The sequence below is a fragment of the Faecalispora sporosphaeroides DSM 1294 genome (genome assembly GCA_000383295.1).
Classification (GTDB): domain Bacteria; phylum Bacillota; class Clostridia; order Oscillospirales; family Acutalibacteraceae; genus Faecalispora; species Faecalispora sporosphaeroides.
On record KB911066.1, the window covers coordinates 612,625 to 633,021 of the forward strand.

Genomic DNA, 20,397 nt, shown 5'->3' on the forward strand with positions numbered 1-20,397 from the left:
ATCCGCGGCCTTGTTTTCCTTGCTCTGCGGGCACAAACGGTTTTTAATCATCCTTTTTTCTGCAATTGTACGGTTTATTTCAAATAGAGCAGGGCAGATCGAACGATCTGCCCTGCTCTATTTTCTGTTCATGATAGAACGGTCATACAAATCAGCCGACGGCGGCTCCCACGAAGGGTGAGGAAGCAATCGCCGCTTCTATGCAGCATCACTTCTTCAGTGAATTTCTGGAAAGCAGGCCGCCCAAAACAGCTACTCTTCGTCAAAAGAATCCTCTTCCTGAGCGGGAGAAAAATCGGCCATGAGGCCCTGCTCGAGCATGTATTCGTCAATCAGCGCAAAATGATCCTGAACCGCCAGCGAAAGATGAAGCTTGTTCCGGCGGCACAATGCGTTGACGATCTGTTCGTGCGCGTATTGCAGCTTGTGCCCCGTGTCGTCGTGCAGCAGAATATTGTAGCGCAGGTCGTGAATAAAGCGGTCGATGGAATCCGACAGCGCGCGCAGAATCTGAATGATCAGCTCGTTGCCCGAAGCGATGGCAATCAGCTCGTGCAGCTCCTTATCCAGCAGATCCGCCTCTTCCCCTTCATGGGTGCGCAGGCTTTGCACGAGTTCTTCCAGCCTCGCGATCTGATCCGAAGAAATACGGTCCACGGCAAGCATGGCGGCCTCCAGCTCCAGCCCTCTGCGCAGCTCTGCCAGCTGCCGGTAGCTGATCCTTTGCAGCAGCGACAGCAGTGTGAAGGTGTCGTTCAGGCTTTGGCTGATGTCGCAGCAGATGAAGTTGCCCGCGCCGTGCTCGCTGCGAATAAAGCCCATGTGCTCCAGCAGGCGCATGGCTTCCCGCACGGAATTGCGCCCTACCCCAAGCTCTTCCGCCAGCTTCCGCTCCGGCGGAAGGGAATCGCCCAGCGAAAGCGTGCCGTCCTTTAGCTTTTGCTGTAAATAGTCCACTACCTTTTCGTACGCTTTTGAGTTTTTTTCCTTTTCGACTTCCATTGGATCAACCTCCGCCGCCGGTGCGCAGGGCCATTCTCTCCGCACAGCCACCGGGCGATATTATCATTCTGATTTTATTTTTCTTCTGCGCCGCTTTGCAGAGTAACCACGACGATTTCGGGGCGGTTAAAGACCCGAACGGGGAAAAGACTGTTCCCCAGCCCCCGGCTGACGACCATCGTGGTCACGCCCCGTGTGTAAGAGCCGCTGGTATAGCGCGGAAAGATACCCTGCCCCGGCGCTACAAGCCCGCCCACAAACGGCAGCCGAATCTGGCCCCCGTGGGCATGGCCGGTAAACACCAATTCCATTCGGTGCTCCGCATACAGGGAAAACAGCTCCGGGCGGTGACAAAGCAACATCTGAAAAACATCCGGCGACGACCACCGGGCCAGACGGCCCGAGAGCTCCGCCGTATGGCCCCCGCTTGCGCTGTCGGAACCGACAAACGCGGGATCCCGCAGTCCCAGCAATTCGACGGAACTGCTCCCGAGGGATATCTTCTCCGCCGCGTCGTCGAGCACATGAGCCCCCGCTTTGGTCAAACGGCTTTTGATCTCGGGGTATTGCCTGAGCCTCGATTCATGATTCCCGGATACATAGTACACGGGGGCGATTTTCACGGCGCCGTTTACCAACCGCATGGCCGGAGCTAAGCGATACCGCCTGCTGTCTACCAGATCGCCGGTAATGACAATCAAATCTGGTGATACGCTTTCCAACCGATTCAGCAGCGGACGCTGCGCGCTGCCAAATTCTTTATTGTGTAAATCGGAAATCTGGGCGATCACATATCCGTTGAATTCCTTTGGAATTTTGGGGTTGCGACAGACTATCCTTGTTATCACTATGCTGTTGTTCTGCCAAGCGCAAAAGAGGATCACGCATAAACCAAGCAATAAGTAACCCATTCGCTTCTTCCTTTTCGCCAACCAATTCACGCACTGCCTCCGATTCCGCCGCCGGGAGAGCGACCGTTCTTGCGCAACAGGCAGGCGCCAGGCCCGATGCACGCTCACGGCGGCATATGCAATATCATAGCACTATTTTTCGCCTTCAACAAGCAGAAAGACCGTATTTTGCTTGTGAAAGCGAAAAAGTGCATTTATACTGAAAAGGCTGCCAAGCCAGACCGCTTTGCAGCGCACGCAGAATTGTCGCTGGCTTGCTGCCGTCACACAGCCCATTTGCGCCGCGGAGAGCACAGCCTGAAAGCCGGACGGTTTTCAGGCGAATAGACAATACGGACACACGTGGGCTCGCGGCCCGTTCTTCCGACAAAAAGCCGCAGGAATAATTTCCCTGCGGCAAATCCGACACCGGGAATACCGGTGAGAATATTTTTTATCTGTTCAGGCCCTTTTCACAGCGGTTGCCCCAGGCGTCCAGCAGGTCGTCGCCCCGGTAAAACCGAACGATCTCGCAGCGGTTCGGGCAGCCGGAGCATTCCCCAGCCTTCGTCGTAAAGGTCATTTCCAGCAAAGACGGATCGAAGGGCCGCTCCCTTGCCGCGGAACGCGACAGAATCGCCGCGCCGATCGCGCCCATCAGGTGAGATTCCGGATCCACCGTAACGCCGGCATGAAGCTCCTCCTCGAACGCGCGCACGACCCCTCTGTTTTTGCTCACGCCGCCCTGAAACACAATCGGTTCTTCAATGCGCTTTCCCTTGCCCACATTGTTTAAATAGTTCAGAACCACCGCACGGCACAGCCCCGCCACAATATCCTCCTTGCTGTGGCCGGTCTGGGCCTTGTGGATCATATCCGATTCCGCAAACACCGTGCATCTGGCGGCGATTTTGGACGGTGACCGGGAGCGCAGCGCCAGATCGCCGAGCGACTCCACCTCGAGCCCCAGGCGCTTTGCCTGCGACGATAAAAAAGCGCCGGTGCCGGCCGCGCACAGCGAATTCATCGCGTAGTCGGAGACCACCCCGCCGCGGATCAGAATGATCTTCGAGTCCTGCCCGCCGATCTCCAGAATGGTGCGCACCCCCGGGTGGCGCGACAGCGTGCCCACCGCGTGGGCGGTGATCTCATTTTTGACCACGTCCGCCCCCAGCATACTGCCGATCAGCCGCCTTGCGGAGCCGGTGGTGCCGACGGTACGCACGCTGACCGGGCCGGGCGCCTTTTCAAGCAGGATGCCCACCAGCCGCTTGACCGCTCCCACCGGGTTCCCCTCCGTCCAGAGGTATTCCTCCGAAAGCACCTGCCCATCCTCGCTCAGCAGCACGCCCTTGGTAGAGATGGAGCCGATATCAACCCCCAGAGACACGGGCTGTTCCATACGCTTTTTTCCTCCTCATGTCAATCATATCGGCAAAGGCCTCCAGCCTTGTCTCCACGCCCACCTCGCTGGTGTTGGCGTCGAAGCTCAGATGCAGAATCGGTATGCCGTAATCCTGCTCCAGTCGCGTCAAAGCGGGCATCACGTTCAGTTCCGGAATGCAGCCGAACGACTTCATGTGGATCAACCCGTCGTAGCCCAGCTCGGCATAGCGCTTTGCCTGGCAGACGCTGTCCACTCCATTGGCTCCCACCGTATATTTTAAATACCCTCCGCTTTCCCGCAGAGAGATGCGGTCTTTCTTCCCGAACAGCAGAAACGACACGCTCATCCTGCGGCTGACGCTGATATTTCTGCGCGCCAGCTGCTTTTCCAGATAAAAATTGCTGAACGGCTCCATCAGGGTGTACAGCTCCCCAATCACCCCGACGCGAAGCGGCATGGCGCTTTTTTTTACGGGGATTTCGCCCGCGGCGCGCGCGTACCCCTGCTTGAGGCGTTCCAGCCGGAGCATGGTTTGCGGCTCGCTCAACTCCTTTAAAAGCTGCTTCTGAAGCTTTTCAAAGGAGCCCGGGACGATCTCGAACCCGACGTTTTCACGGATATAATAATCCAGCGCGTCCATGATTCTCAGGCTTTCCGCGGTGCGCATCATCACGCCGAGAATTTCGCGCATGGAAAGCGGGCACCCCAGATTCCGGAGTACCCGATAGATCTTTTCCGGCTTTACGTGCGCCCGGGAAAAGCAGAGAAAATCAAACTCATATCCCAAGTCCCGCAGAATCTGCTCCTGAACCTCTCCGTAATAGCCGTAGCGGCAGCCAAGGCCCGTTTGCAGCAGCACGTTCGCCCCGGCCTCGAGCGCCTCAATATAGTTCCCCATGTTGTATTTAAACGGGGAGCAGACAAAATCGGGGCTGTATTTGCCGCCGAGCTCCAGCGTGCGCTGGGTGGTCGGCGGTGCCGAGATCACCCTCTGCCCCGGGAAAAGCTCACCGAGCATGGAGCGGATAACCACGTGGTAATCTCCCATGTGGGGAAAGCTGAACACAAGTTGCTTATCCATAAACCTTCTTCCTTTCCCCCAAAATATCCAGAAAGCTCTCAATGCGGGTCTGCAGCCCGGCGTCCGACTGCTGCTCGTCCATGAGCAGCTGAATCACCGGCACCTCGTGCACCCGCCGGATGACCAGCTCGTTGACAAGGGAATCCGTTCCGCAGGGGAACGCGGTGAGCAGAATCACGCCATCCACGCGGTTTTTATACAGCTCGATCGCGCCGATCATCTCTTTGTTCATCGTCCAGTACAGCTCGGTAGAAATCGCCTTGGATTTTCGGCTGCAAACGCTCCGGTTGCAGTAATCGGAAAATAAGACGGTTCCGTTCTGCTCCCGGATCATTCGGCAGACCGGTCCGCCGATAAACGAATCGTGGCTGATATAGGGCTGCGCGGCGATCAGGATCTTCAAGCCGTCGCCCTCGCTGACACGCTGCTGACGCTCCATGCGCGCCAAATCCTGATTTTGCTGGCGCTGTCTGGCGCGCTGGTACGCGCGAAAGCATTGGTCCGCGCTTTTCCCCAGCTGGCGGCCCATCGCGCAGAAGGCAAACAGCTCGGCGCGCGCGCTCCCCTTTAAATTGTAAGTAATCAGCTTGGCCCAGGGAAACGTGTGGCGCACAATATCGTACAGCCCCAAAAAACGCACGCAGAATTCCTCGCTGCCGCGGTTTCCCTCAAAGCGGGGTACCAGCACCGCGTCGCACTGCCCCAGCAGCGATTCCACATGCCCCAGATACAGCTTCATCGGCAGGCAGTTTTCCGCTTCGGAATGACGAATCCCATCCTCCAGAATCGTTCTGCAGGTTTCACTGCTGACGACAACCTCGCACCCCAGCTCCTGAAAAAATGTTTCCCACAAACAGCCGTAACGATAATATAAAAACGCCTTCGGTATTCCAATTTTCAAAGTTATCACCCAGATGCTATTATGGATTTTTTCCCTGCAAGTATTCATTCGGGCGACGCTTTTCCATAACCCCACGTCGGGCGCAGTCTCGACAAAAAGCAAAAAATCCGCTCCGGGCGTTTCGCCCTAAGTGGATTTTCAGGAATCACATCATTTTTTTGAAAGACAGCTCCGGGATTTTGATTTGAAAATAATCACCGTTTTGGATTGGAACACCCAGCTTATACCACCTGATCTCTTCCGGCGTTTTTGGCCTGATACAGCTTTTTGTCCGCAAGGTAAATCAGCTCATCCACAGCCTTTGGCGCATGGTCTGAGGTGACCGTCTCCACACCGATGCTGCAGGTGATGGCGATTTGCCCATAGGTGGTACGAAAAATATGACCGCGAATGGAATCACGGATGCGGCAGGCAATCTGCTTGGCGGAGTCGCTCTCCCACCCCGGCAGGCAAACCAGAAATTCATCGCCGCCGTAGCGGGCCGCCCACCCGCTTTTGGCCGGAACCATCTTTTGCAGCAGAACGGCGATTCCGTGCAGCACGCAGTCGCCGGCCACATGGCCGTTGTGATCGTTGATCTTCTTAAAATAATCAATATCGATAAACAGAATGCTCAGCGGCTGCTTCTGCTCAAAGCAGCTTTGCAGATCGGCGGGAAGCCGAAGATCGATGTACCGCCGGTTGTACAGGTGCGTGAGAAAATCGGTATAGACCGTTTCCCGGCATGCGTTTTCGTCCTCGATCCTTTCTTCCTGGCGGAATATGCGCCGGGCCATTACCAGAGTGCAGACTCTTTCCCCCACGATAAGGGGGATTTCGAGAATACTGCAGACCGTCGAATCCTCCGCAGATACACGCAGCGTTGTGCCCGGCCCGAAAAGGATTTGATAGTCGAAGCTTTTCTCGAAAGAGCGCTCAAACAGCCCTTGCGAATGGACGCTTTGCAATTCACCGTAAAGGATCAGTCCGCAGGTGGAATCCACAAAGTACAGCGAAGACGAAAACGCCCTCAATCCATACAGCAGATTCCCCACATCTGATAAAGATTCTAATACCATTACTTCCCTTTCTACCGATTCGGCGGACCGCAAATTCCTTCGATCAAAGCCGTACACCGCCAACCCGGAACCCGCAAAAATCGCTCAGCCATTGAAAATCGTGTTCTCTCAAAGCGCCCGGCAATTGCGGGGTTTCGGGCTTTGAGAGAAATGACAGAAAGGTATTCAAACTATTTCCGCAAACCCCAAAAACACAGAATAAGTGTTTTTATTTAAATTATACATATAATATTTGTGCAAGTCAATACGTAAATAGAGCGTGTGATAAGATCGTTTTCGTATTAATATATGTTGAAGGAAGGGTTGAAATGAAAGCAATAAATCAAATTATTCGCGATTTACGCGAAGATAAAGATTTAAGACAATCAGACATAGCAGCCGTCTTGGGAACAACACAGCAGCACTATTCCCGATGCGAAAAAGGGGAATCGCAGCTTTCAACTCGCTCCGTCATTGCACTGGCCGATTTTTATCACGTATCCACGGATTATCTGTTGGGCCGAACCGAATGCAAGCAAGGGGTGGACGTTCTGAATCAGCAAATTGCGGACGGTTACACCACCGGACGCCTTTTGACGGAGGCGCTTTCCCTGAGCATTGTCGGGCGCTGTGCTGTGGTGGAATACCTGAAGCTTCAGCTCCTAAAGGAAGAGGTGGAACAAAAGGGGCTCCTGTGAATTCCAGGCGAAATTTTCTTTTTTCCGGCTACCGACACGGGACAAAAACGAAATCGGCTCCCAAGGCGGCCGCCTTACCATGCAGACATCTGCAAAAGCACAGAAAGGATGAATGACAGATATATTAGTTAAAGATTCCGTTGTACGGAATTCGCCTTATTGGGATATGGGAATCACTTTAAAAACAGACTCCGAATGAAAATTTTGATTTTTCCCTGTCTTACACCCCGAATACAGATGGTTTTCCATGGAGATATTTCAAACGTCAATCCGAATTCAGGTTGACGTTTTCTCTTGTTCCAATTATCATATATTTATTAACCAGGATGCGGCAGGAGATGCTTATGATCTATTCTGAGATATTGTGTTGCGGATATCTACACTCTGCAAACAGCGGGGATCGCCTATAACAAGCTGGCATCCATGTGCGGCCTGAATCAATCTACCATTGACAACATCGTGCGCGGAGTAACAAAAGACCCGCGCGTTCAAACGCTCCATCATATTGCCCTTGGATTCAACATGACTCTGGCGGAATTTTTTTAGATTACCCGGAACTGAATGAGTATTCGTTTGACGAGGAATATCATTAACTTTGTGAGAGAGTTTTGGACAAGAAAAAGCCGCAGGACTTTCGTCCTACGGCAATGGAATATCTGAATTAATCTTTAAAAGAGAGCGGCGCTGCGCGCCGCTCTCTTTTATTTTTGAGAAAAGATTTAATTCCCGACCTCAAGGCTGATCTGATTAAAGCGATTCAGAAGATCGTCCGTAGACAGGGCCTCTTTTGCCTCGTCCGCGGCGTCGATCACCGCCTGGCCCTGGTGCATCATCAGCAGCCGGTTGCCATACTGAATCGAATATTTCAGATTGTGGGTCACCATCAGCGTCGTCAGGCGCTTTTCCGTCACCAGCTCCTGCGTCAGGCGCATCACATTTTCGGAGGAGCGTGGATCCAGCGCCGCCGTGTGCTCGTCGAGAATCAGCAGATCGATCGGCGTCATCGTCGAAATCAAGAGGGCCAGCGCCTGCCTTTGCCCGCCGGAAAGACTGCCCACCTGCACGCCGAGCTTATCCTCAAGCCCCAAATCCAGGCGCTGCAGCATGGTGCGGTATTCGTCGGTACGGCGGCGGCTCACGCCGCGGGAAAGCCCGTAAAACGAGCCCTTGTTGTCCGCAAGAGCCATGTTCTCTAAAATGGTCAGCTCCGGGCAGGTTCCCTTTGCGGGGTCCTGAAATACCCGGCCAATCGATTTGGAGCGCTGAAATTCCTTCCTCTTGCTGATATCCTCACCCTTCAGCAGAATGCTGCCGCTGTCGGGCACGATACTGCCGCAGATGAGGTTGAGCAGGGTGGTTTTGCCGGAGCCGTTGCTGCCGACCACCGAAACAAACTGCCCGGGCAGGATTTCGAGATTAAAATCGGAAAACAGAACCACCTCGCTCACGGAATCGGGAGAAAAGGTTTTGCAGATATTCCGCAGACTGACCATACTGTCAGATTTGAGTTGGGTTAACGACATGCGGATGCTTCCTCCTTCCCGAGAACGCCTGATTCCCCACCAGCGCCAATGTGAACAGCAGCGCCATCAGCAGCTTGAGGTAATTCGTGGGCAGGCCGAGCTGCATCGCGATCACCAGGCAGGTTTTGTACAGGATTGCGCCGATCACCACCATGGCGGTGGGGCGGATGAATTTGATCTTGCCGAACAGGCTGGTGCCGATGATGACCGAGGCCAGCGCCATAACCACCATACCCGTACCGCCGTAGATATTGGCGGTCTCTGTCTGCTGTGCCAGAATAGAACCGGCCAGAGCCGTGCAGCCGTTGCCGATCGCAAGCCCGGCGATCTTCATTCGTCCCGGGTCCTTGCCGAGCGAGATCACATACTGCGGGTTATTGCCCGAAGCGCGCAGCAGCAGGCCGGACTTCGTCTTTAAATACAGGTCGAGCAGCACCTTGACTATGACCACCACCAGCAGCACGATGAGCACCACGCGGTAATCCTGCATGCCGGGCGGCATCAGGTGAACAATGGGTCCGGAGGTAAAGATGGTCGGCTTATTGTAGAAGGGGAGCACCGCGGAGCCCCTTGTCACCACAAGGTTCACGCTCCACAGGCCCGTCATCACCAGAATACCGGAAAGCAGGTCGGTAATGTGCAGCTTTACATGCAGCAGACCGGTGACGCAGCCGGCAGCCGCGCCGGCCAAAAAGGCCGCAAGGCACGCGGCCCAGGGATTCACGCCAACGGCGATCAAGGCCCCAGTGACACACGCGCCCAGCGGGAACGTGCCGTCTACCGACAAATCCGGGAACCCCAGAATCCGATAGGTAATGTACACGCCCATCGCCATAATTCCGTAAATCAGGCCCTCCTCCATGACGTTGAAGAACAGGCCAAAAAAAACATCCATTCGCTGTTACCCGCTTTCCGTACAAATCAAGTTTGAACACACGGCGGTTTCTCCGCCGCGTATTCGGCGGGCAGAGAAACCGCAAATCAGATTCTGAATCCGGCGCCGTAAAACCGTGCGGCCGTTTGCGCTATTATTTGCTCGACGCCGGGGAATCTTCCGTAACCGCCTGCGCATTTTCGTACTCCTTCGGCAGAGTCATGCCGAAGATGTTCAGAACATCGGCGTTATAGACGGGAGCAAAATCCTTTACAATGTAAACGGGGGTTTCTCCGGCTTTCTTTTCGCCCTTCAAAATCGAAGCCGCCATTTTGCCGGTTTCTTTGCCGAGCGCGACATAGTCGATTCCCTGAGAGGCCAGGCAGCCGTTTTTCACCTGCTCAATCTCGGAGCCGAATACCGGGATGTTGCCCTTATTTGCGGCCTGCAGAACCACCTGCAGATTGTTGACGACGTTGTTGTCCGTAAAGTTATTGATGCAGTCGACGCCCTTGCTGACGAGCGACGCGGCGGCGGAAGCAACCTCCGACGCGTTGACGACGCCGGATTCCACAACTTCAAAATGATATTTGCTCGCAACCTCTTTCAAAGTGGCCAGCTGGCTGACGGAGTTCGGCTCGCTGGTTGTGTAGAGCACGCCGATTTTCTTCGCGTCCGGCAGGAAGGCACGGATCATCTTCACCTGCTCCTCCAGCGGGAGAACGTCGGAGCTGCCGGTGATGTTGTTTTCGGGTTTTTCGAGGCTCTTCACCAGCCCGGCCGCCACGGGATCGGAAACCGCGGTGAACACCACGGGGATATCGGTATCCTTGGCCGCGCTGTAAGCGGACATCGCGGACGGGGTCGCAATGCCAACCAGCATATCGTATTTGGAGGAAACCATATTCTTCGCAATCAAATCGCTGTTGGAGGCATCGCCCTGCGCATTCTGGTAATCGATGGTCAGGTTTTTGCCCTCTTCATATCCGGCTTCCTTCAGGCCCTCCACAAGGCCAGTGTAGCAGTTATCGAGCGACGGATGCGGCGCGTATTGAATCACGCCGATCTTCAGTGCTTTTCCTCCGTCGGACGCGGCGGAAGAAGCGGAGGAGCCATTGGAGCATCCGGCAAATCCTGCGGCCATAACAGCGGCCAGGGAAACTGCGGCAATTTTCGTAATCAGCTTTTTCATAGGAATACCAAACCTTTCTCTTTGCATTATTTCAATATCGTTTGGGAAGATGTTTTGATCGGTTTTGCGCTTCCACCAGCCATCCGGCATACGCCCCACCTCCTGTTTGGCAATAAAAAAAGCCCTTGCCCCCGATCGCTCAGGGACAAGAGCATCTGCTCCTGCGGTACCACCCAAATTGACGCCTCAGCGCCCTCTTTTCTCACATACCCGTTCGATATGCGCTCCACTGATAACGGGCAGAGCCCCCGTCGCAGACTACTTGGCACCATGGCCGTTCGCCCCGCCCTCATAAGTCCATTCCCCGCGCGATCTCTTGCCGCAATTCCACCGCATGCGGCTCTCTGGAAAGACATCCTGCCCGGCTACTACTCTTACTCACAGGTTTGTGTTATTGCCCCTATTATATGACGGCGCTTTGAATTTGTCAACACCGCAAATCCAAAATTCCATTTTTTCACCACCGCCGATTGCTTGCCACAACTTCTCCGCCCAATACGGCGATTCCCCACCCCACCTGCGTCCGGTAGAAAAAATGTCGATTTGAAACGCAATATGCTGCAAAAAGATCAGTTCCAGAATTTGACATTCGCTCAAAAAAACGGTAAAGTGATAGACAATGATTTCCGTTTTGGGATCATACTGCGCCATTTATTGCTTTGCTTTTACTAAATCAGGTGTATTTTAGAACATATCCATACAATATATAGAGAACGAATTGTGTAAATCTCTTAAAATTCCGTTAGGCGGTGCGCAGCGCTTGCCAAAACGTAAAATCTGCATTACAATAGGAACAGCAAAAAGTAGTTAAGCAACCTAACTAATTCAGTTCCGTGTCGGATCAAACACACAGGGCCGCCGAACCGGCCTGGCTCTGTTCATGAAATGCAACAGCCAAAACGGCCAAAAGATTGCGGAGGAAAAGGGACGATAGGATGAGAATCGGACTTGACGTCGGTTCCACGACCATCAAGTGCGTCGTGCTGGACGATGACAATCAAATTGTATATCAATCATATGAGCGGCATTTTTCACAGATCACGGAAAAAATGGCGGAGCTTCTGCACAAAATTCAGGCGGAGGTGTTAAACGGAGCGCCCGCTTATCTGTCGGTATCCGGCTCGGCGGGAATGGGAATTGCTCAAACCTGCGACCTGCCTTTTATTCAAGAGGTCTACGCGACCCGCGTGGCCATGGGCAAGCTGATCCCCGACGCGGATGTGATTATTGAGCTGGGCGGCGAGGACGCGAAAATTCTGTTTTTAACCGGCGGAACCGAGGTGCGCATGAACGGCTCGTGCGCCGGCGGAACCGGAGCGTTTATTGACCAGATGGCGACCCTTCTGCACCTTTCTCTGGAAGAGATGAACGAGCTGGCCGCGCAGCACGAGAAAATTTATACCATCGCTTCGCGCTGCGGCGTGTTCGCCAAGTCCGACGTTCAGCCTCTGCTCAATCAGGGTGCGCGCAAAAGCGATATTTCCGCCAGCATATTCGCCGCCGTGGCCAACCAGACCATTGCCGGGCTGGCGCAGGGCCGCCCGATTCGCGGCAAGGTGATTTACCTTGGCGGGCCGCTGACGTTTCTCTCTGAGCTGCGGCAGAGCTTTGACACCGCCTTGAAGGTGCAGGGCGTCTGCCCCGAAAATTCGTTGTACTACGTGGCGATGGGCGCTGCGTTCAGCAGTGAAAACGCCGTGGATTTGGGCACAGCGCTGACGAACATAGAAGCATACTGCGGAAAGAGCAATTTTCTGTCCATCCCCTCTCTGTTCCGCGACGAGCAGGAGTACCGGGAGTTTCAGGAGCGCCACCAGAGCTGCCGCGCAAAGCGCGGAGAGATCTCCCAATATAATGGAAAGGCGTACCTTGGCGTCGACGCCGGTTCCACCACGGTAAAAGCGGTGGTGCTCGGGGAGGACGGCGAGCTTCTCGACTCCATTTACCAGAGCAATTCCGGCAATCCGGTGCCGATCATCCGAGAATACCTGATGAATCTGTACCGCCAGTACCCCAATTTGACCATCTGCTCCTCCGCCGTGACCGGATACGGCGAAGAGCTGCTGAAAAACGCGTTCAACCTCGATTATGGCATTGTGGAAACGATGGCGCACTTTACCGCCGCCAAATACTTCATGCCGAACGTCGACTTCGTCATCGACATCGGCGGGCAGGACATGAAATGCTTTAAAATCCGAAACGGCGCGGTGGACAACATCTTCCTCAACGAGGCCTGCTCCTCCGGCTGCGGTTCGTTTTTGCAGACCTTTGCGAATACCCTTGGGTACGACATTGCGGATTTCGCCCGGAAGGGCCTGTTCGCGAAGCGCCCGGTAGACCTTGGCTCTCGCTGCACGGTGTTCATGAACTCCTCCGTCAAGCAGGCTCAGAAGGACGGCGCCACCACAGAGGATATCTCCGCGGGCCTTTCCGTCAGCGTCGTGAAAAACGCGATTTATAAAGTCATTCGTGCCGCTTCGGCCGAAGAGCTGGGCACAAACATAGTGGTGCAGGGCGGCACCTTCCTGAACGACGCGGTGCTGCGCGTGTTTGAAAAGGAGCTCGGCGTCAACGTCATCCGCCCCGACATTTCGGGCCTGATGGGCGCGTTCGGCGCGGCGCTGTACGCGAAGAGCCGGGCGAAGGGAACCAGCACCCTGCTCCCTTATGAGGAGCTGAGGGACTTTACCCACGAGGTAAAGGTGGCCACCTGCGGCCTGTGCAGCAACCACTGCCGCCTCACGATCAACAACTTTGGCGGCAACCGGCGCTTCATCGGCGGCAACCGGTGCGAAAAGCCGGTCACACGCCAGCAGGGCGGCCCGGCGCTCGATATGTACACCTACAAGCTCGATCTGCTGCAGAGCTACCGGCCGGTACCCGGCCCCCGCGGAAAAATTGGTATTCCGATGGGCCTGAATTTCTATGAGCTGCTGCCGTTCTGGCATTCGTTCTGGACGTCGCTTGGCTTTGAGGTGATCCCCTCTCCCCTTTCCACCCGCTCGCTTTATCTGAACGGGCAGCACACCATTCCGTCCGATACGGTTTGCTTCCCCGCAAAGCTGATGCACGGGCACATTGAAGCGCTGCTGCGGCAGGGGATCGACACCATCTTCTACCCCTGCATGTCTTACAATATCGACGAGGGGCTGGGCGACAACCATTACAACTGCCCGGTGGTTGCATATTATCCCGAGGTGCTTTCGGCCAACGTGGAGGAGCTCAAGCAGAAAACCTTTATCCACGACTATGTGGGCATTCACAGAAAGCGCGACTTCCCCATTAAAATGCACCAGATTCTGAACCAGTATTTCTCCGGCATCAGCCTGCATGAGGTTCAGAAGGCCGCAAAGGCCGCGTATGAGGAATACGACAAGTATTTCGCACAGGTGCACAAGGAGGGCGAGCGCATCATTGAGGAGGCGGAACGACTGCATAAGCCGATCATCGTGCTGAGCGGCCGCCCGTACCACCTTGACCCGGAAATCAACCACGGCATCAACAAGCTGATCACCAGCCTCGGCGCCGCCGTGATTTCGGAGGATGTGATCAGCAACCGCGTGGAAAAATTCCGCACCGGCGTGCTCAACCAGTGGACCTATCATTCCCGCTTGTACGCCGCCGCAAAGTACATCGGCACCCGGGCGGACATGAACCTGGTGCAGCTTGTCTCGTTTGGCTGCGGCGTAGACGCGATTACCACCGACGAGGTGCGCGAGATACTGGAAGCGGAAGGCAAAATCTATACACAGATCAAAATCGACGAAATTACGAATCTGGGAGCGGTGAAAATCAGACTGCGCAGCCTGTTTGCCGCGTTGGAACAGTGAGGTGAGCGTTCTTGGCAGAACTGAAAAGAGACAAAACCGGGCGTATTCTGTTTACCAAGGAAATGAAGCAGGAATACACCATCCTTTGCCCGCAGATGGCGGAAATCCATTTTTCGCTGATTATCAATGTTTTCCGCAACTGCGGCTACAACATGGTACTTTTAAAAAATGACGGCCCGAACGTGGTGCATGAGGGCCTGAAATATGTGCACAACGACACCTGCTACCCCGCCCTGCTCGTGATCGGCCAGTTTATGGACGCGCTGAAAAGCGGGAAATACGACCTGGACCGCACCGCGCTGATTATTACACAGACAGGCGGCGGCTGCCGTGCCTCCAACTACATTCACCTGCTGCGCAAGGCCCTGCGCAGAGCGGGCATGGAGAATATTCCGGTGATTTCCCTCAACCTTTCGGGCCTTGAGAGCAACCCGGGCTTTTCGCTTACCCTGCCCATGCTGCGCCGCCTGGTTGCGGGCCTTGTGTACGGCGACCTGCTCATGCTGCTCGACAATCAGGTAAAGCCCTACGAGCTGAAAAAGGGCGAGAGCGCCGCGCTGGTTCAGAAATGGATTGCGGAGCTTACCTCCCAGTTCAGCCGCAATGAAGGCTATTCCCTGAAGCAGCAGAAGGGCAACCTGGAAAAAATCGCCGCGGAATTTGCGGCGATCCCCGTTCACCGCGTGCCAAAGATACGTGTGGGAATCGTGGGCGAAATCTTTGTCAAATACTCCTCCCTCGGCAACAACCAGCTCGAGCAGTTCCTGGCCGAGCAGGACTGCGAGGTGAACGTGCCGGGCCTGCTGAACTTTATGCTGTTCAAGGTGGATAACCGCATGGAGGACATTAAGCTGTACGGCGGCAGCTCGGTGAAATTCCGCGTGGTGAAGGCCATGATGGATTACCTGATGAAAATGCAGGAGCTTTTGATCGCCGCCGTAAAAACACAGCCGTGCTTTGAAGCCCCGCTGAATTACCCCCACACGAAAGCGCTGGTCAAAGACGTGATCGGCTACGGCAACAAGATGGGCGAAGGTTGGCTCCTGACCGCCGAAATGCTCGAGCTGGTGGAATGCGGCTTTGAAAATATCGTCTGCACACAGCCGTTCGGCTGCCTGCCGAACCACATCTGCGGCAAGGGCATGATCCGCCGGATCAAGGAGATCGACGACCGCGCCAACATCGTGCCGATCGATTACGACCCAAGCGCCACGCGCGTCAATCAGGAAAACCGCATCAAGCTGATGCTGGCGGTAGCCCGGGAATCGCTGAAGCAGCGCACAGAAAAGCAGGCTACAACCGCATAGCACTGATAAAATATCCAAAAAAAATCAACTTTGTCCCCCGGTTTCCCTACCGGCACAAAGTTGATTTTTTTGACAAACTCTGATAAGATAATAATTATTATTTCTCTGCAGCCCGAGTGAACCATCGTTCTTCTCCGCACCTTTCGGGGAGAGAGACAAACACAGCTCGTTGCTTTCATGGGAAAGCGGGAGAACATTCTTTTGGAGTGGTAACATTATGGACAAACAGGAGGAACAGCATGTGAAAAAGTTCATCCAGGAATTTAAGGAATTCGCGATGCGCGGCAACGTGGTCGATCTCGCCGTCGGCGTGATCATCGGCGGCGCGTTCGGGAAGATCACCACCTCTTTGGTACAGAACATCATCACTCCCGTGCTTTCGGCAATCACGGGAAAAATCAATCTGGGCGACCTGGCTTTAAAAATTCCCGGTGCGTTCGGCGGCGCCGACATTGTCATCGCCTACGGCGCGTTTCTGCAAAACGTATTGGATTTCGTCATCACTGCGTTTGTCATCTTCCTGATGATCAAGCTGATGAACAAGCTGCGCCAAAAGAAGGAGGAGCCGCCCGCCGAGCCCGTGGCCCCCGCGCCGAGCAGAGAAGAGGAGCTTCTGACTGAAATCAGGGATCTGCTCAGAGAAACTAACGGCAAATAATCAATCGCACAGCTTCCTCCATTCCTTTTGGCGTGGGAGAAAGCGGAGAAGGATTCCGTGATACTTACAAAGCTCAAAACGAAGACCGTTTTGAAGCCCATGGGGAACCGCCGGCGATGTCGGCGGTTCCCCGTTGTTTATCGACGATCGGCACCGGAACGGCACGCTGCGGGAACCGCAGCTGGGAAACCGGACGGTTTTCCAGCGAATGGACGGTGCGAAACAAAAAGCTTTGCATAGAAACGGGACGCATCCGCAGTGGATGCGTCCCGTTTCTATCTAATAAATCGCCGCCGGGAAAGCCGCTTACCTCTCCCATTTCTTTGCAAGCGCCAGTATCTGATCCGCAAAACGGGCCAGATCCTTGTTGGTGCCGCCCTCGTTGCGCAGAATGATCTGGTGCAGCTGTTTCTCCGCCGCCAGCAGACGCTGAAAAGTGGAAGCCAGCTTGCGGGCTTTGGCCTTCTGGGGCTGCTCGCTGCGCTGCAGAGAGACATCGACGCCGAAATCCAGCTCCCTGTCGGCCAGCAGGTCGTACCTGGCTTCAAAGTTCGGCACATAAACGCCGTAGCCCAGGCCGCTCAGCTCCTCTGAGAAAGCCAGGCAGGTTTCGCGCTCGCCGTGCACAACGAACACGCGCTGCGGCTTTGGCCGAAACGCCCGCAGCCATTCGAGCAGGCCGTCGTGGTCGGCGTGGCCGCTAAGTGCGCGAAAGTTGTAAATCTGTGCCTGAACGGTGATTTCTTCGCCGAACAGCTTAACCTCCTTGATGCCGTCGACCAGCAAACGCCCCAGCGTACCGTTTGCCTGATAGCCGACGAACAGCACCGCGCATTCCGGCCGCCAGAGGTTGTGCTTTAAATGGTGCCGAATCCGCCCCGCTTCGCACATGCCGCTGGAGGAGATGATCACCTTGGGGGTCGTGTCGAAATTCAGCGCGCGGGAATCCTCTGCGCTCTGGCTGATATTCAGGTTGGAAAACGAGATCGGCTTGAAGCCGGAACGCAGAATCTCAAGCGTTTCCTCATCCGCGTAGCCCGTCAGGTCGCCGCTGAAAATGCGGGTGGCCTCCGCCGCGAGGGGGCTGTCCACATACACCGGAAAATCCGGGAAGCTCTTGACCAGGTGGCGTTCCTTGATCTCGCGTATAAAATACAGAACCTCCTGCGTGCGCCCCACCGCAAAGGCCGGGATGATCACATTGCCGCCGTTTGCCAGCGTTTTGTCGATCAGCTCCGCAAGCTGAGGGGTGTAATCATCCACATGCTCATGCTGCTTGAGGCCGTAGGTAGACTCCATCACGGCAAAGTCCGCCTCCGATACATATTGCGGATTGCGGATCAGCGGCTGATTTTTATTGCCAATATCCCCGGAAAAGACCACCTTTTTCGTCACATCCCCCTCCGTCAGCCACGCCTCTGTGAACGCGGAGCCGAGCAGATGGCCGGCGTCGGAAAAACGAACCCGAATGCCGGGCGCGGGCTCAAAAATCTCGCCGTACTCATGCGGCTCTAAAAAGGACAGGGTCTTTTCCACATCGTCAAGCGTGTAGAGAGGCTCCACCAGTTCGTGGCCGGCCCGGCGCCCCTTGCGGTTTTCGTTCGTTGCGTCCATCTCCTGAATGTGCGCGCTGTCGCGCAGCATTATGGAGAGCAGCTCGCACGTTTTGCCCGTCGCGTAAATTTTGCCGTGAAAGCCCTGCTTTGCCAAAAGCGGCAGCCGCCCGCTGTGGTCAATGTGCGCGTGCGTGCAGATCACAAAATCCACCGAAATGGGTAGAAACGGCAGCACGCGGTTATCCTTTTCGTCCTTGCCCTGCTGCAGCCCGCAGTCTACCAAAAAACGAATTCCGTTTGTATCCACACAGTGACAGCTGCCGGTAACCTCTTTATCCGCGCCAAAAAAAGTCAAATACATCCAAACGCCTCCCTGCTTTTATTTTTCAAATGCCGCCGGCCGCCGTTTCGCGTTCAGCCGGCCCGGGGATGCTCCCCGCCGGGGGGCACGGGAGCATTAAACGGTTTGTTTCTATCAGAATACCGGGGCCCAGCATGAATTGCAAGACCCCGGCACATATTATTTTGTCACCTTCGGCGAAAGCAGACCCTGCCGGTACGCGTTGAGCAGCATGGTCAGATCATAAATCTGGTTGCTGATGTCGTTCCCGTTGTCGGTATCCATTACCATCATGCGGGCAAAATGGGTCTCAAACACATCGGAGCGGGACTGAATGTCTTTGTTTTCCTCCAGCGCGCTGCGCACGCCGTCGAACGGCTGGTGCGACTTGATGCGCATTCCGTGCGAATTGTAAATGAGGGTGTACCCGGCGATCCCCGTGGTGGGGTGATACGCCTCGCAGAAGCCGCCGTCGATCACGATCAGCTTGCCGCCCGCCTTGATCGGGCTTTCCCCGTCGCCCGCGCGCACCGGCACATGTCCGTTGATGATATGGCAGAACGGCGTGTTCAGGCCAAACTCCCGGAGCAGCATTTCGCAGACCTCTTCCTGATTGTACCACTGGTAATAGGGATTCTTTTTCTCCGCCCAAGCGCTTTTGTCGTCGATGAACATGCGCTCAAACGTCGTCATCTTCTCGCGCCCGAACAGCGGGGAGTCCTTGCCGCTCCACAAATACCACATGTAATCGAGGCAGAACGGCTTATCCGCCGCGGTGGGCGGCGCAAAATAAGCCCGGCGCACCAGCTTGTCGGAAAGATCCATCAGCTCCTTGCCCTTCACGATCCGCCCCCCTACGTTGACGCCGGTCAGCTCGCCGTCAGCCGTCATGGGGATGCACCCGTGGAACAGCAGATTCTGGTTAAAGCATTTGTACATGCCGCCCTTGGCGTACAAAAAGCGCATGTGGCGGTGCAGCCTCTCGCTCTCCTTAAAATCCTCCATCAGCCCGTGTAGAATGTTTTTCTCTTCCACGGTGAGCTCATAGGGATTTTCGCGGCTCACGGTCGGGAACACCGTTGTGTTGAGCCGGTAGGTTTTCCCCTCGATTTCGATCGTGCCCTGCTCGTAATTGATCTGGTGCAGCAGCATCCGGTGCTCCATCCGGAATTCCGGGTGGCGGCGGATCAACTGGCCCTCGAGCTTAAACAGGATGATCGAGATCGCCTTGCGGATGGCGTGGTTCAAGTCCTCGCATTCCGGGTACTGCTCCTTTGCGAACATAGCAAGCCCGCGCATGCTGATGCCGTAGCCGCTCTCCAGCGTGGCGAGATTCCCGCCCGCCACGGTGTTGCGCACCACCGCCGCGGCGCACGCCTCGCTGCCGGAGGCCGCGCCCATCCACAGGATGTCGTGGTTGCCCCACTCCACATCCACGGCGTGATGCTGCATCAAAAGATCCATGATGCGGTCCGCGCCGGGGCCGCGGTCGAAAATATCGCCCACAATATGCAGGTGATCCACCGCAAGGCGCTTGATCAGCGAGCACAGCGCCGTAATAAACTCATCTGCGTTGTTAATGCCGATGATCGTGTCGATGATCTTCGCGTGGTACACCTGCTGGTTGCTGTCCTCCCCAGGCTGGGCGTGCAGAAGCTCGTCGATGATGTAGCTGAACTCCGGCGGCAGGGCCTTTCTGACCTTTGACCGCGTATACTTGGACGCCGTAATACGGCAGACGCTGATGAGCTGATGCAGCGTTTTCTGGTACCACGCGTCCAAATTGGATTCCGTCTGCTTGATGTAGCGAAGCTTTTGCTCCGGGTAATAAATCAAGGTGCAGATTTTGGAACGCTCCTGATCGGACAGGCTCTTTCCAAACACCAGATCCACTTTTTCGCGGATGACGCCGGAGCAGTTATTGACAATGTGGTAAAAGGCGTCGTATTCGCCGTGCAGATCGCTCATAAAGTGCTCCGTGCCCTTCGGCAGGTTCAAAATCGCCTGAAGGTTGATGATCTCTGTGCACACCGCCTGAATGGTCGGATAATCCTCCGCCAGAAGCTTTAGATATTTCAGTTCATGGTTCGACAGATGATATTCTGTGCCGCGCATGACTTG

General features: G+C 55.2%; 18 protein-coding genes. 5 read left to right on the plus strand and 13 right to left on the minus strand.

All coding sequences use genetic code 11. The annotated features are described in order from the left end of the window. Positions 1-252: 252 nt before the first annotated feature. The 6 genes from G340_RS0103125 to G340_RS0103155 all read right to left on the minus strand — a co-directional run bounded on the left by G340_RS0103125 (position 253) and on the right by G340_RS0103155 (position 6,319). Positions 253-1,002, minus strand: coding sequence for a FadR/GntR family transcriptional regulator (locus G340_RS0103125; protein ID WP_020072203.1), 750 nt, complete (start codon positions 1,000-1,002; stop codon positions 253-255). Positions 1,003-1,076: 74 nt separating this feature from the next. Beyond that, a complete protein-coding gene (locus G340_RS0103130; RefSeq protein WP_326522306.1) occupies positions 1,077-1,850 on the minus strand; it encodes a metallophosphoesterase in 774 nt (257 codons plus the stop codon). A gap of 496 nt (positions 1,851-2,346) precedes the next feature. After that, positions 2,347-3,294, minus strand: a complete 948-nt coding sequence (locus G340_RS0103140; protein ID WP_020072206.1) for an acyl-CoA dehydratase activase — start codon at positions 3,292-3,294, stop codon at positions 2,347-2,349. Further along, the gene (locus G340_RS0103145) at positions 3,266-4,360 is read right to left on the minus strand and encodes a hypothetical protein (protein ID WP_020072207.1); all 1,095 of its coding nucleotides are present in this window, start codon (positions 4,358-4,360) and stop codon (positions 3,266-3,268) included. Before G340_RS0103145 ends, G340_RS0103140 begins: the two co-directional genes overlap by 29 nt. Beyond that, positions 4,353-5,270, minus strand: a complete 918-nt coding sequence (locus G340_RS0103150; RefSeq protein ID WP_326522307.1) for an acyl-CoA dehydratase activase-related protein — start codon at positions 5,268-5,270, stop codon at positions 4,353-4,355. The genes G340_RS0103145 and G340_RS0103150 overlap by 8 nt, the downstream gene beginning before the upstream one ends. Positions 5,271-5,482: 212 nt before the next feature. Then, complete coding sequence (locus tag G340_RS0103155; RefSeq protein ID WP_020072209.1) at positions 5,483-6,319, minus strand: GGDEF domain-containing protein; 837 nt, start codon at positions 6,317-6,319, stop codon at positions 5,483-5,485. A 308-nt stretch (positions 6,320-6,627) separates the two neighbouring features. Here G340_RS0103155 and G340_RS0103160 point away from each other — a divergent pair, with 308 nt between their 5' ends. Beyond that, on the plus strand, positions 6,628-6,996 hold the full coding sequence (locus G340_RS0103160; protein ID WP_020072210.1) for a helix-turn-helix domain-containing protein: 369 nt from the start codon (positions 6,628-6,630) through the stop codon (positions 6,994-6,996). A 423-nt stretch (positions 6,997-7,419) separates the two neighbouring features. Next, positions 7,420-7,542 (plus strand): hypothetical protein, encoded by a 123-nt coding sequence (locus G340_RS17370; protein ID WP_326522308.1) that lies wholly within the window; start codon positions 7,420-7,422, stop codon positions 7,540-7,542. A gap of 173 nt (positions 7,543-7,715) precedes the next feature. Here G340_RS17370 and G340_RS0103165 read toward each other — a convergent pair whose 3' ends face one another. The 4 genes from G340_RS0103165 to G340_RS0103180 form a co-directional block, all read right to left on the minus strand. Further along, positions 7,716-8,519 (minus strand): ATP-binding cassette domain-containing protein, encoded by an 804-nt coding sequence (locus G340_RS0103165; protein WP_020072211.1) that lies wholly within the window; start codon positions 8,517-8,519, stop codon positions 7,716-7,718. Then, positions 8,494-9,414 (minus strand): ABC transporter permease, encoded by a 921-nt coding sequence (locus G340_RS0103170; protein ID WP_020072212.1) that lies wholly within the window; start codon positions 9,412-9,414, stop codon positions 8,494-8,496. The genes G340_RS0103165 and G340_RS0103170 overlap by 26 nt, the downstream gene beginning before the upstream one ends. Positions 9,415-9,547: 133 nt before the next feature. Next, positions 9,548-10,675 (minus strand): ABC transporter substrate-binding protein, encoded by a 1,128-nt coding sequence (locus G340_RS0103175; protein WP_020072213.1) that lies wholly within the window; start codon positions 10,673-10,675, stop codon positions 9,548-9,550. A gap of 288 nt (positions 10,676-10,963) precedes the next feature. Beyond that, positions 10,964-11,236: a hypothetical protein gene (locus tag G340_RS0103180; RefSeq protein ID WP_020072214.1), complete on the minus strand. Its 273-nt coding sequence runs from the start codon at positions 11,234-11,236 to the stop codon at positions 10,964-10,966. Between the two features lie 284 nt (positions 11,237-11,520). Between G340_RS0103180 and G340_RS16295 the strand changes: the two genes are divergently transcribed. The 3 genes from G340_RS16295 to mscL all read left to right on the plus strand — a co-directional run bounded on the left by G340_RS16295 (position 11,521) and on the right by mscL (position 16,380). After that, a complete protein-coding gene (locus G340_RS16295; RefSeq protein ID WP_020072215.1) occupies positions 11,521-14,415 on the plus strand; it encodes an acyl-CoA dehydratase activase-related protein in 2,895 nt (964 codons plus the stop codon). Positions 14,416-14,426: 11 nt separating this feature from the next. Beyond that, entirely contained in the window at positions 14,427-15,722 is a 1,296-nt protein-coding gene (locus G340_RS0103190) for a 2-hydroxyacyl-CoA dehydratase (protein ID WP_020072216.1), read from the plus strand. A 217-nt stretch (positions 15,723-15,939) separates the two neighbouring features. After that, the gene (gene mscL / locus G340_RS0103195) at positions 15,940-16,380 is read left to right on the plus strand and encodes a large-conductance mechanosensitive channel protein MscL (RefSeq protein WP_020072217.1); all 441 of its coding nucleotides are present in this window, start codon (positions 15,940-15,942) and stop codon (positions 16,378-16,380) included. 73 nt (positions 16,381-16,453) lie between these two features. Here mscL and G340_RS17740 read toward each other — a convergent pair whose 3' ends face one another. The 3 genes from G340_RS17740 to G340_RS0103215 form a co-directional block, all read right to left on the minus strand. After that, on the minus strand, positions 16,454-16,699 hold the full coding sequence (locus G340_RS17740) for a hypothetical protein (protein WP_154653073.1): 246 nt from the start codon (positions 16,697-16,699) through the stop codon (positions 16,454-16,456). Next, the gene (locus G340_RS0103205) at positions 16,687-18,297 is read right to left on the minus strand and encodes an MBL fold metallo-hydrolase RNA specificity domain-containing protein (RefSeq protein WP_020072219.1); all 1,611 of its coding nucleotides are present in this window, start codon (positions 18,295-18,297) and stop codon (positions 16,687-16,689) included. Before G340_RS0103205 ends, G340_RS17740 begins: the two co-directional genes overlap by 13 nt. A gap of 159 nt (positions 18,298-18,456) precedes the next feature. Next, complete coding sequence (locus tag G340_RS0103215; protein ID WP_020072221.1) at positions 18,457-20,391, minus strand: fructose-bisphosphatase class III; 1,935 nt, start codon at positions 20,389-20,391, stop codon at positions 18,457-18,459. Between the last annotated feature and the right edge of the window lie 6 nt (positions 20,392-20,397).